The following is an 11737-nucleotide window of genomic DNA, read 5'->3' on the forward strand; positions in this document are numbered from 1 at the left end:
ACGGTATCCGCCCTGGTACCGGCCCCGCCGCCCGGCCCCGGATGATCGCGTACGGCAGACTGGGGGGATGAGGACGATGACCGACGGTGAATGGCGCGCCTTCGTGTCCGAGGGCACCAGGACCGGCAAGATCGGCGTGACCCGCAAGGACGGCAGCCCGCACGTGACCCCGATCTGGTTCGTGCTGGACGGCGACGACCTGGTCTTCAACACGGCCGAGTCGGGGCTGAAGGGCCGCGTCCTGCGGCGCGAACCGCGGGTGGCGATCTGCGTGGACGACCAGGCCCCGCCGTTCTCCTACGTCATGATCCAGGGCGAGGCGTCCATCTCCGAGGACCTCGGCGAGCTGCGCCGGTGGGCCGCGGCGATCGGCGCCCGCTACATGGGCGCCGACCGGGGCGAGGAGTTCGGCGCCCGCAACGGCGTGCCGGGCGAGTACCTGGTCCGGGTCCGGATCACCAAGGTGATCTCCGAACGGGACCTGGCCGGCTGACCACCGGCCCCGGAGCCGGTCACGCCTCGGCGACCGGCTCCGCGTCGGGCCAGCCGGGCGGGAGCGCGGAGGCCGGGGCGCCCATCGCCAGCCGCAGCCGCTCGGCGAAGCTCTCGTGCAGCAGCGGGCCCCAGGCGTAGTCGCTGGGGACCCGGACCGCCTCCCCCATGACCTCGTGCGCCTCCTCGGCCCGCGACGCGGCCGGGCCGTCGGCGTACCGCACCGCCAGCAGCGCGTACATGTGGTCCAGGGCCCCGAACGCCTCGCCCGCCAGCGCCGGCAGCGTGCCGTCCGACACCGACTGCTCCACCACCGGCTCCCACCACAGGTCGGCGGGGTCGCCGTCGTCGTCCTCGGCGGCGAAGTCGCGCCGCAGCCGGGCCCGGACCTGGCCGGCGACGCCGGGGTCGGCCAGTCCGCGCCGCCAAACCTCGCGCGCCTCCGCGGCCCGGCCGCGCAGCGGCAGCGTGCGCGCCAGCAGCTCGGTGGCCAGCGGGCCGACGTCGCCGTCGGAGGCCGTGCCCGAGTCGTCCAGCGCCGCGCCGAACGCCCCGATGGCCTGGTCGAGATAGGCGATGCCCAGCGCGACGGCCAGCCGCGCGTAGGCGTAGGGCGCGCTCTCGCGGTCGATGAGCTTGATGCCCGCGGTCAGGATCCGCAGCGCGCGGGCGGGCTCGCCGCGCTCCAGCAGCCGCTGGGCGAGGTCGTGCGCCGCGACCGGGCCGTACTCGGCGTCACCGGTCGCGACCGTGTCCTCCCAGTGGCCGCGCGCGGTCTCGAAGTCGCCGCCGTCGTCGGCGAGCCGCGCCAGGGCCAGCAACGCCGGCGGCAGGTAGGCCGGGTTGGCGAAGTCGACCACGACCCGCCACGCCGGGCCCGCCTCGTCGTGCTCGCCCGCGCGCTCGTGGGTGAGGGCCAGGTGGTACGCGGCGCGCGCGCCGTACTCGGGGTCACCGGTGGCGATCGCCGCCCGGTCGGCCTCACGGGCCGCCGCCACGTCGCCGCCGTCGTCGAGGACGACGGCCAGCCCGAGGGCCGCCTGGGCCCGGTGGGGGGTGTCGCCGAGGGCGAGCACCTCCTGGAAGAGGGCGGCGGCGCGGCCGGGATCGCCCTCCTCGGCCAGCCGCCTGGCCCGCTCGCACAGCAGGGACGGGTCGGCCGCTGAACCGGCCTGGTCCGGGGTGTCGCTCATGCTCCGCCTCTGGGGGTCGGGTCGGTCACCCGAGCCTACCGACGGCGGGCCCGCGCGTCCCGGGACGACACCCGGAAAAGGGGCGGGCATGATCATCGTCCCCATGCCCGCCCCGGACCGGACGGCCCGGTCCCCCGTACGGCTCAGTCCTCGTACGCCTCGGGCGGCGGGCAGGAGCAGACCAGGTTGCGGTCGCCGTGGGCCTGGTCGATCCGGCGCACCGGCGGCCAGTACTTGCCCTCCCGCAGCGCGGGCAGCGGGTAGCCGGCCTGCTCGCGCGTGTACGGGTGCTTCCAGTCCTCGCCGATCAGGCTGGCGGCCGTGTGCGGCGCGTGCTTGAGCGGGTTGTCGTCGCGGTCGTAGGAGCCGTCGGCGACCCGCTCGATCTCCCGCCGGATCTCGATCATCGCGTCGCAGAACCGGTCCAGCTCGGCCAGGTCCTCGCTCTCGGTCGGCTCGATCATCAGCGTGCCGGCCACCGGGAACGACAGCGTCGGCGCGTGGAAGCCGTAGTCGATCAGCCGCTTGGCCACGTCCTCGGCGGTGATCCCGGTCTCCTTGGTGATCCTGCGGAGATCGGCGATGCACTCGTGCGCGACCCGCCCGTTCCGTCCCGTGTACAGGATCGGGTAGTACGGGTCCAGCCGCGCGGCCAGGTAGTTGGCACCGATGATCGCGCTCTCGGTGGCGGCGCGCAGCCCGTCGGGCCCCATCATCGCGATGTACGCCCACGAGATCGGCAGGATGCCCGCCGACCCCCACGGTGCCGCCGAGATCGGTCCCACACCGCTGTCCGCGGGTCCGGCCTCGCCGCGCAGCGGGTGGTTGGGCAGGAACGGCGCCAGGTGCTCGCGCACGCCGATCGGGCCCACGCCGGGACCGCCGCCGCCGTGCGGGATGCAGAACGTCTTGTGCAGGTTGAGGTGGGAGACGTCGGAGCCGAACTCTCCCGGCCGGGCCAGTCCGACCAGCGCGTTCAGGTTGGCGCCGTCGACGTACACCTGGCCGCCCGCCTCGTGCACGGCGGCGCAGACGTCGCTGATCGACTCCTCGAACACGCCGTGCGTGGACGGGTACGTCACCATGATCGCCGACAGCGCCGCACCGTGCTGCGCGATCTTGGCGTGCAGGTCGTCGACGTCGATGTTGCCGCCCTCGTCGCACGTGACCACGACGACCTTCATCCCCGCCATCACCGCGCTGGCCGCGTTGGTGCCGTGCGCCGACGACGGGATCAGGCAGATGTTGCGGTGCCCCTCGCCCCGCGCGCGGTGGTAGCCGCGGATCGCCAGCAGCCCGGCCAGCTCCCCCTGCGAGCCGGCGTTGGGCTGCAGGGACACCCGGTCGTAGCCGGTGATCTCGGCGAGCCGGTCCTCCAGCTCCCCGATCAGCTCCAGGTAGCCGCGGGCCTGCTCGAGCGGGGCGAACGGGTGGATGTTCGCGAACTCCGGCCAGGTGATGGGCTCCATCTCGCTGGTGGCGTTCAGCTTCATCGTGCAGGAGCCCAGCGGGATCATCGACCGGTCCAGGGCGATGTCCTTGTCCTGCAGGCGGCGCAGGTAGCGGAGCATGGCGGTCTCGCTGCGGTGCGCGTGGAAGACCGGGTGGGTCAGGTACGGGCTCTCGCGGCGCAGCGCGGCCGGGAATCCCTCGGGAAGCTCGCCGCTCTCGGCGCCGCCGGCCCCGAAGGCCGCCAGGACGGCGGCGACGTGCTCGGGCAGCGTGGTCTCGTCGCAGGCGATGCCGACGTGGTCGGCGTCCACCGGCCGCAGGTTGACGCCGCGCTCGCGGGCGGCCCCGACGATCTCGGCGGCGCGGCCCGGCACCCGGGCGAGCACCGTGTCGAAGAACGACGCGTGCACGACCTCGATCCCGCCGTCGCGCAGCCCGGCGGCGACCTCGGCGGCCCGGCGGTGCACCCGCTGGGCGATCGCGGCCAGCCCCTCGGGGCCGTGGTACACCGCGTACATGGCGGCCATCACGGCCAGCAGGACCTGGGCCGTGCAGATGTTGCTGGTGGCCTTCTCGCGGCGGATGTGCTGCTCGCGGGTCTGCAGCGCCAGCCGGTACGCCGGCGCGCCGTCGACGTCGACCGAGACGCCGACCAGGCGGCCCGGCAGCTGCCGCTGGAGGCCCTCGCGGACGGCCAGGTAGCCGGCGTGCGGGCCGCCGAAGCCGTACGGGACGCCGAACCGCTGCGCCGAACCCACCACGATGTCGGCGCCGGACTCCCCGGGCGGCCGCAGCAGGGTCAGGGCCAGCAGGTCGGCCGCGACGACGACCTGGGCGCCGCGCTCGTGCGCCTGCGCGCTGACCGGCTCCAGGTCGCGGACCGCTCCGGAGGCGCCGGGGTACTGCATCAGCACGCCGAAGAAGTCGCCCTCGGGCAGGTCGCCGTCCAGGTCGGCGGTCACGACCTCGATGCCCAGCGGCACCGCGCGGGTCCTGATCACCTCGATCGTCTGCGGCAGCGCGTCGGCGTCCACCAGGAACGTGCCGGGGTCCTTGCGCTTGGAGGCGCGGTGGGCGAGCGTCATCGCCTCGGCGGCGGCGGTGCCCTCGTCCAGCATCGAGGCGTTGGCGACCGGCAGCCCGGTGAGATCGCTCACCACGGTCTGGAAGTTGAGCAGCGCCTCGAGCCGTCCCTGCGAGATCTCCGGCTGGTACGGCGTGTACGCGGTGTACCAGCCCGGGTTCTCCAGCACGTTGCGCAGGATCACGCCGGGGGTGATCGTGCCGTGGTAGCCGAGGCCGATCATCGTGGGCAGCACGGTGTTGGCGGCGGCCAGCTCGCGCAGCCGGTCCAGCGCGGCGGTCTCGCTCAGCGCGGGCGGCAGCGCCAGCGGCCGGCCGGTGCGGATCGCGGCCGGCACGGCGTCGTCGAGCAGCGCCTCGGCCCCCGAATAGCCGATCGCCGCCAGCATCCGGGCCTGGTCGTCGGGCGACGGCCCGATGTGCCGGTCGGCGAACGTGGACCGGGGATGTTGCGGCGACGCCACTGGGGCGAAGTACTGGGCGGTCATCTGGGGAAGCCTCCTGGGCTGCTGCGGTCGCTCAGGGCCACCGGCGGCACTGCGGTCGTCCGCGGGGTCGCCCCCGGACGGATACCGCGGCCGACGGCCGGTCTCCCCCTCTGTCATCGGCACCTGAGAGATTCGCCCGCGGTACGGGATTTCCCCTTCGGTGAGGCCCGTACCCGCGAAAGGGGGACGGTGCCTGCTTTCCAGAGGTGCCTCGCCCGAGCGGTCCTTTTGCCTGAGAGGTTCCGGGGAGGTTGCCCCTTCGGCGTCCCGGACTGGTTGCGCGGGATCTCTCCCGCCCAGGGTCGACGGCGTTCCTTCAGGAACTCTATCCAATCCGCCGCGGAAACGATCGCCGCGGGGCCGCCGTGCCCCCGCCGGGGCCCGCCGCCGCGCCCGCGACCCCTGATCGCCAGGACGTGCCGCGCCAGTACGATACCCACAGCTCACGGGAAGTCTGCGGGCATTTGGGGGCCGACGGGGGCCGGAAGGGTACACATCTCCTTGAATGGACGAGCGGGCAACGTGCCGGCGGACCGGAGGGGCGCCGTGCTCGACGGCGTGCCGCCGGTTCTGGGACGCTGATCGCGGTGACCGGTCCGGACGGTGGCAAGGGCGTGACGCAGATCCACGATGAGACGGTACGGCCGGGTCCGGCCGTACCGGACGGGGTGCCCGTCGACGAGCCGCCGTGGCCGGACCGGATCCGGCGGCCCTCCGACGCGATCCGGTTCGCGGCCTCGCTGGCGGGGCTGGCGGCCGTGATGCTGCTCGTCCTGTTCGCCCAGCAGACCACCCACGGCCTGCAGACCGACATCGCCTCGACCACCGCGCACGCGCCCAGCTTCCTGCTGACGCTGGCCACGCTGGTCTCCAGCTTCGGGGTGCTGGCGATCCCGGTGGCGTTCGCGGTGGAGCGGGTGTTCCGCAAGGACGGGACGCGGGTCGCGATCGCCCTGCTGGCCGCGGTGATCGCGTTCGTGATCACCATCCTGCTGGACGACCTGGTGATCGCCTCCGCCCCTGGCGGCGTGCTGGACTCGCTGATCTGGGGCGGCACCGAGACCGCCCCGGTGCACACCGACATCGCGCCGGTGATCGCCTTCGTCAGCGCGGTCGGGCTGGCGGGCCGGACCCGCTGGCAGAGCGCCACCTGGACGATGATCGGGCTGGCCGCGCTGACCGGCCTCACCGCCGGCTACGCCTCGGTGTCCGCGCTGGCCGCCACCTACTTCCTGGGCCGGGCGATCGGCCACGGGACGCTGTACGCGGTCGGCACGCCCAATCCCCGGCCGCCGGGCACCGCCGTGATGGCGGCCCTGGAACGGCTCGGCCTGCGCCCCGTCCGCGCCCGGCGGCTGGCCGGGGAGGCCGACGAGGTCCGCCGGTACGGCGTCGAGATCGCCCGCGCCCCCGGCGCCGTCCCCACCGACGCCTCGGGCGTGGCGCTGCCGCGCGGCGAGTGGCAGCTGGAGGTCGGGGTCCTGGACCGCGACCTGCAGACCGCGGGCGTGCTCTACCGGATGTGGCGGCTGGTCCGGCTGCGCGAGGCGGCGCCCCGCCGGCCGGTCCGCTCGCTGCGCCGCTCGCTGGAGCAGGAGTCGCTGATGGCCTACGCCGTCGACGCGGCGGGCGCCCGGACCCCCCGGCTGGTCGGGACGTCCGAGGTGGGCACCGAGGCCGCCCTGATGGCCTACGAGAACGTCCCCGGGACGACGCTGGACGCCCTGCCCGACGACGAGCTCACCGACCGGCTGCTGACCGCCATCTGGGACCAGCTCAAGCGGCTGCAGTCGGGCCGGCTGGCGCACCGCCGGCTGGAGGGCGGCGCGATCCGGATCTCCGACGAGGGCCTGCCCTACCTCACCGAGCTGCGCTCGGGCGAGATCGCGGCCGGCGACCTGGCGCTCCGGCTGGACCTGGCCCAGCTGCTGACCACGCTGGCGCTGCGGGTGGGCCCCGAGCGCTCGGTCCGTACCGCCGTCGACGTCCTCGGCGAGCAGGCGCTGGCCGCCGCGGTGCCGCTGCTGCAGCGGGTGGCGCTGTCCCGCGGCACCCGGGCGGCGCTGCGCCACCACCGCGACCTGCTCACCCGCATCCGCGAGCAGATCGTCCGGCTCAAGCCGGAGAGCGAGGCGCCGCCGATCCGGCTGGAGCGGTTCCGGCCCCGCACGATCTTCAGCATCGTGGCGCTGTCGATCGCCGCCTACATCGTCATCCCCCAGCTGAGCAGCGTCGATCCGGTCCAGCTGGTGGCCGGCGCCGAGTGGTGGTGGGTGGGGCTCGCGCTCGCCGCGGCCGCCGTCACCTACCTCGCCGCCGCCTTCATGCTGATGGGCTTCGTCCCCGAACGGCTCCCGCTGGGCCGCACCGTGCTGGTCCAGGTGGCCGCGTCGTTCGTCAAGCTCGTGGCGCCCGCGGCCGTCAGCGGCGTCGCGCTCAACACCCGCTACCTGCAGCGCTCGGGCGTACGGCCCGGCCCGGCGGTGGCCAGCGTCGGGGCGTCCCAGCTGATGGGCATGGTGACGCACATCCTGCTGCTGATCGTCTTCGGCTTCGTCACCGGGTCGGCCGACAACGCCACCCGGGACCTGGCGCCGTCGCGCACCGTGGTGATCGTGCTGCTGGCGCTGGCGGTGCTGACCGCCGTCGCGCTGACCATCCCGCGGGTGCGGCGGATCGTGGCCGGGCGGCTCAAGAGCATGTTCTCCGGTGTCGTCCCGCGGCTGGTGGACGTGCTGCAGTCGCCCCGCAAGATCCTCACCGGGCTGGGCGGCACACTGCTGCTCACGGTCGGGTTCGTGGTCTGCCTGGACGCCTCGATCCGGGCGTTCGGCGGGTCGCTGCCGTGGACCACGGTCGTGGTGGTCTTCCTCACCGCCAACGCGGTGGGCTCGGCCGCCCCCACCCCCGGCGGGCTGGGCGCCGTGGAGACGGCCCTCACGGTGGCGCTGACGATCTCCGGGCTGACCGCCGAGGCCGCGACCTCCTCGGTGCTGCTCTACCGGCTGCTGACCCTGTGGCTGCCCGTCCTGCCGGGCTGGGCCGCGTTCGCCTACCTGCAGCGCAAGGAAGCGATCTAGCGGGCCGTCCGGTCGTGGGGGTCAGCCGGTCTTGCGGGCCTTGCGGCGGTGCGCGAGCTCGTCGTGCGGGTGGTCGCCGTCGTCGTCATCATCGTCGGTGGCCGCGCGTTCAGAGGGGAGCTCGGCAAGGCTCCCCTCCACCTCCTGCCAGACACGGCCCAGCGCGATGCCGAAGACACCCTGGCCGCCCTGCAGCAGATCCACGACCTCGTCGGCCGAGGTGCACTCGTAGACGCTCACGCCGTCGCTCATGAGGGTGATCTGCGCGAGGTCCCGCACACCGCGGTCGCGCAGGTGGGCGACCGCGGTACGGATCTGCTGGAGGGAGACGCCGGTGTCGAGTAGGCGCTTGACGACCTTGAGGACGAGGATGTCGCGGAAGCTGTAGAGGCGCTGGCTGCCCGAGCCGTGCGCGGCGCGGACGCTGGGCTCCACCAGTGCGGTGCGCGCCCAGTAGTCCAGCTGCCGGTAGGTGATACCGGCGGCGGTGCAGGCCGTGGGGCCGCGGTAGCCGACGTTCTCGGGCGGTGCGGAGACCTCGGTGTCGAAGAGCAGGCCCTGCTCTCCGGCACGCCGAGACGCCACCTGCCTCTCGGGGGTCGCCTTGCCCTCGCCGCTGCTCACCGCCACGCGGACCTCCGGCTTCTATCAGCCCGCGGGGCTTCGTCAAGGGGGTTCGACGAATTACACCACGGGTGTTCCACCAGCACGGTAGGTGCCGGTCAGGGTGGGGTCAACGTTCACCGTCGGCGCGTCGCATGCCCGGATGAACCGGCTTCACGTGGGCAAACTGCGCACCGGCCTCCCACTTGGACTCCTCCCCCGTCGTCACCCGCCGAAACAGCCCCTGGTGGGGGGCGCGGGAAAGGCGGGACGGCGGTGGGAGAGGGGACGGGCGCGGCTCAGCCGGCGCGGCCGAAGTCGTCCGGCGAGATCGTGTCGAGGAACTCGCGGAACTTCTCGACCTCGTCCTCCTGCTCGTCGGGGATCGCGACCCCGGCCTCCTCCAGCACGTCCTCGCCGGCGAAGATGGTGGCGCCGGTGCGCAGCGCCAGCGCGATCGAGTCCGACGGCCGGGCGCTCACCTCCACCCCGTTGGAGAACACCAGGTCGGCGAAAAAGATCCCGTCGCGCAGGGCGGTGATGTTGACGGTGCGCAACTGCACCCCGAGGCCCTCGAGCACGTCGCGGAACAGGTCGTGGGTGAGCGGGCGGGCCGGCAGCACGCCCTGCTGGGCGAAGGCGATCGCGGTCGCCTCGACCGCCCCGATCCAGATCGGGAGGTAGCGGTCGCCGTCGACCTCCTTCAACAGGACGATCGGCTGATTGGAGGGCATCTCGACCCGGACGCCGACGACCTCCATCTGCTTCACTGCGGCTCCCTGCTGGTCCTCGCTGTCTCGGTCACCGTGCCCGGATCGATCCCTGACCGAACCTTCTAGCCAAACTACACCCAGCATCGGACGGCGCGTCGAGCCGGTCGGACGGCAATGTCGGCGTCGGCGTCCGCGGCGGCGGGGCGATCACGGGCCCAGACTCTCCCGCAGGCCCGTGGAGACCAGGGCGGTGTGCAGCCTGATCGCCAGCGCCGCGATCTCCCGCGCGGTCTCGGCGGCCTGCTCGTGCGCGCCGGGGTCGCGCCGGCGCAACTGCGGCGCGACCACCTGGTCGATCAGCCCGACCTGGCGGTCGGCGGCGGCCTTGAGGGACCGCAGATGCCGGACCTCGAACCCGAACGCGCCCAGCGCGGCGGCGGTGCGCGCCACCGTGAGGGCCTCGGCCCCGTAGTGCCCGCCGATGCGGCGGACCAGGCCGTACTCCTCCAGCCGGGCCAGCATCTCCTCGTCGATCCCGGCGCCGTCGATCAACTGGGTCCGGGTGAGCCGTACCGCGGCCGCTTCGCCGCCGATGCCGTCGGGCCCGATGCCGTCGGGTACGGTGCCGCCGGCCGCCACCAGCGTGCGGGGACGCCGCGGCTGCGGCTCCCCGCGCGGGGCGGGGACGGACTCGCCGCGGTCGCGCGCCTCCAGTTGCTGCCTGATCACGCGCAGCGGCAGGTACTGGTCGCGCTGGGAGGTCAGCACGAAACGCAGCCGCTCGACGTCGGCGTCGCAGAACTTGCGGTAGCCGGAGGGGCTGCGCTGCGGCTCGATCAGCCCCTCCGCCTCCAGGAAGCGGATCTTGGAGATCGTGATGTCGGGGAAGTCGGGGCGCAGCAGCCCCAGCACGTCCCCGATGGTCATCGGGGCCCGTGCGGCCTGTGCGCTCATGGCCCCTCCCCTCGTCGCGTCCCCGTACCGCCCTCCGTGTCCTTGACCGTGTCCCTCGCCGCCCGCCGCACGCCCGTGTCCTCCGGCCGGAACCGTCAGCCGTGCTGCGGATTGGTCAGGAAGACCAGCCGGAACTTGCCGATCTGCACCTCGTCCCCGCCGGACAGGCCGGCCTGGTCGATCCGCTGCCGGTTGACGTAGGTGCCGTTGAGGCTGCCCACGTCGCGGACCAGGAACGAGCCGCCCTCGCGGGAGAACTCGGCGTGGTGCCGGGAGACCGTCACGTCATCGAGGAAGATGTGGCTCTCGGGGTGCCGGCCGGCCGAGGTGCGGTCGCGGTCGAGCAGGAAGCGGCTGCCGGCGTTGGGCCCGCGCTTGACCACCAGCAGGGCGGTGCCCGGGGGCAGCGCCTCGACGGCGACCTGGTCGGCGCCGACCGGCTCCTCGCCGCCCTGGTCGGTCTCCAGCGCCTCGAAGCCGCCGATGGAGATGGTGGAGGTCGACTCGCCGGGGGACTCCTTGTACGGCGTAGGAGCGGGGGCGTTCCGCGTCAGCGGAGTGCCGCAGTTCGAGCAGAAGCGGGCATCATCCGGGTTGGCGTGACCGCACTGCGTGCAGTAGACGCTCGGCATCGATCGGCTCGGCCTCCTAGCATCGGCGTGCCGCCGCGCTCCCCGCTCTCCGGAGACCGCCTGCGCCACGCGCATCCTGTACCAACCCACGCCGGGGACCCGTCCCCCGACCACGGTCCTACTCACCGCCTGCCAACACGACGGTCGCCGCAACCTACGCGGGTAGGGCCCGAGGGGTCAACCGGAACGGTGAGCCGGCTGCCCCTCAAGCTACCTCTGTCAATGATCGCAGGTCTACGGCGCCGCGCGGACCGTACCCGATCCCCGGCCGCGGTCCCGGGCGGGCGGCCCGGCCCCGACCTGCGGTGGCATGATCGCCGAACCCGGTCAGCCGGGCCGGGTCACCCGGATCTCCACCTTCGGCCGCGCGGTGACGGCGGCCCGCGCCCCGGCGTTCTCCAGGACCTTGATCACACCACCGGGGATGTCGAGGGCGGTGGTCATGGTGTGCGCGTCCCCGATCACCAGGAAGCGGTACGGGGCACGCAGCGACCGGCCGTCCACCTCGACGCCGCCGCCGGCGATGTCGACGAAGTAGGTCCCGGCCCCGGCCCGGACGTCGTTGATCTGGACGACCTCGGCGCCCGCGTCCCGCAGCTCCTGGAGGGCGTCGAGCAGGTGCACGGCCCGTACCTTCCCCGCCGGGTCGTCGATCAGCAGCTCGATGCCGGGCCCCTCGGCCGGGAGGGTGCCCGCCAGCAGCCCGTACGCGGTGGCGCGTTCGCGGGCGTCCCGCAGGGCCGTCTCGCCCTGCCCGTCGCGTTCCAGCTCCGCCTTGGTGTCCTCCAGCTCGCGCAGGTCGCCGCGGAGCCGTTCGGAGCGCTGGGACAGGTCCGACAGGATGCCGACCAGCTCGTCCTGGCGGGCCGAGGCGAACGTGGTGTCGCGCTTGTTGGCCTCGACCTGCGCCACCACCGCGAAGCCGAGCAGCAGGCACAACAGTCCGCCGGCGAACTGCGCGCGGGTGAGGCGGGGCCGCAGCAGGTCCACCAGCCCCTGCCTGCCCCCGGGCGGCGCCTCCTTCTTCTCCTCCGGCTCGCTCATGCG

The 11737-nt window shown here is 73.8% G+C and carries 9 protein-coding genes and 1 riboswitch; of the genes, 2 read left to right on the forward strand and 7 right to left on the reverse strand.

The window, feature by feature from the left end:
* Window positions 1-67: 67 nt before the first annotated feature.
* Window positions 68-493, forward strand: a complete 426-nt coding sequence (locus ACH34Q_RS16480) for a PPOX class F420-dependent oxidoreductase (RefSeq protein ID WP_395983817.1) — start codon at window positions 68-70, stop codon at window positions 491-493.
* Between the two features lie 19 nt (window positions 494-512).
* Here the strand turns inward: ACH34Q_RS16480 and ACH34Q_RS16485 are convergent, their stop codons facing one another.
* Entirely contained in the window at window positions 513-1685 is a 1173-nt protein-coding gene (locus ACH34Q_RS16485) for a tetratricopeptide repeat protein (RefSeq protein ID WP_395983818.1), read from the reverse strand.
* 143 nt (window positions 1686-1828) lie between these two features.
* Window positions 1829-4708 (reverse strand): aminomethyl-transferring glycine dehydrogenase, encoded by a 2880-nt coding sequence (gene gcvP, locus ACH34Q_RS16490; protein WP_395983819.1) that lies wholly within the window; start codon window positions 4706-4708, stop codon window positions 1829-1831.
* A gap of 210 nt (window positions 4709-4918) precedes the next feature.
* Window positions 4919-5013, reverse strand: a riboswitch (glycine riboswitch).
* A gap of 282 nt (window positions 5014-5295) precedes the next feature.
* Here gcvP and ACH34Q_RS16495 point away from each other — a divergent pair.
* Window positions 5296-7788, forward strand: coding sequence for a flippase-like domain-containing protein (locus ACH34Q_RS16495; RefSeq protein ID WP_395983820.1), 2493 nt, complete (start codon window positions 5296-5298; stop codon window positions 7786-7788).
* A 21-nt stretch (window positions 7789-7809) separates the two neighbouring features.
* Here the strand turns inward: ACH34Q_RS16495 and ACH34Q_RS16500 are convergent, their stop codons facing one another.
* From ACH34Q_RS16500 to ACH34Q_RS16520, 5 genes are all read right to left on the reverse strand, one after another.
* Window positions 7810-8418: a MerR family transcriptional regulator gene (locus ACH34Q_RS16500; RefSeq protein WP_395983821.1), complete on the reverse strand. Its 609-nt coding sequence runs from the start codon at window positions 8416-8418 to the stop codon at window positions 7810-7812.
* A gap of 272 nt (window positions 8419-8690) precedes the next feature.
* Window positions 8691-9161, reverse strand: a complete 471-nt coding sequence (locus tag ACH34Q_RS16505) for a bifunctional nuclease family protein (protein ID WP_395983822.1) — start codon at window positions 9159-9161, stop codon at window positions 8691-8693.
* 150 nt (window positions 9162-9311) lie between these two features.
* A complete protein-coding gene (locus tag ACH34Q_RS16510; protein WP_395983823.1) occupies window positions 9312-10058 on the reverse strand; it encodes a MerR family transcriptional regulator in 747 nt (248 codons plus the stop codon).
* Between the two features lie 95 nt (window positions 10059-10153).
* Window positions 10154-10690, reverse strand: coding sequence for an FHA domain-containing protein (locus ACH34Q_RS16515; RefSeq protein ID WP_395983824.1), 537 nt, complete (start codon window positions 10688-10690; stop codon window positions 10154-10156).
* A gap of 327 nt (window positions 10691-11017) precedes the next feature.
* Window positions 11018-11734 carry a DUF881 domain-containing protein gene (locus tag ACH34Q_RS16520; protein WP_395983825.1) on the reverse strand — a complete coding sequence of 239 codons (717 nt, stop codon included), beginning with the start codon at window positions 11732-11734 and terminating at the stop codon, window positions 11018-11020.
* Between the last annotated feature and the right edge of the window lie 3 nt (window positions 11735-11737).

Source organism: Actinomadura sp. 9N407 (assembly GCF_044326315.1).
GTDB lineage: Bacteria > Actinomycetota > Actinomycetes > Streptosporangiales > Streptosporangiaceae > Spirillospora.

Coding starts and splice junctions, on each gene's coding strand:
- ACH34Q_RS16480 (WP_395983817.1), top strand. CDS start 68: ATGAGGACGATGACCGACGGTGAATGGCGCGCCTTCGTGTCCGAGGGC.
- ACH34Q_RS16485 (WP_395983818.1), bottom strand. CDS start 1,685: ATGAGCGACACCCCGGACCAGGCCGGTTCAGCGGCCGACCCGTCCCTG.
- gcvP (WP_395983819.1), bottom strand. CDS start 4,708: ATGACCGCCCAGTACTTCGCCCCAGTGGCGTCGCCGCAACATCCCCGG.
- ACH34Q_RS16510 (WP_395983823.1), bottom strand. CDS start 10,058: ATGAGCGCACAGGCCGCACGGGCCCCGATGACCATCGGGGACGTGCTG.
- ACH34Q_RS16515 (WP_395983824.1), bottom strand. CDS start 10,690: ATGCCGAGCGTCTACTGCACGCAGTGCGGTCACGCCAACCCGGATGAT.
- ACH34Q_RS16520 (WP_395983825.1), bottom strand. CDS start 11,734: ATGAGCGAGCCGGAGGAGAAGAAGGAGGCGCCGCCCGGGGGCAGGCAG.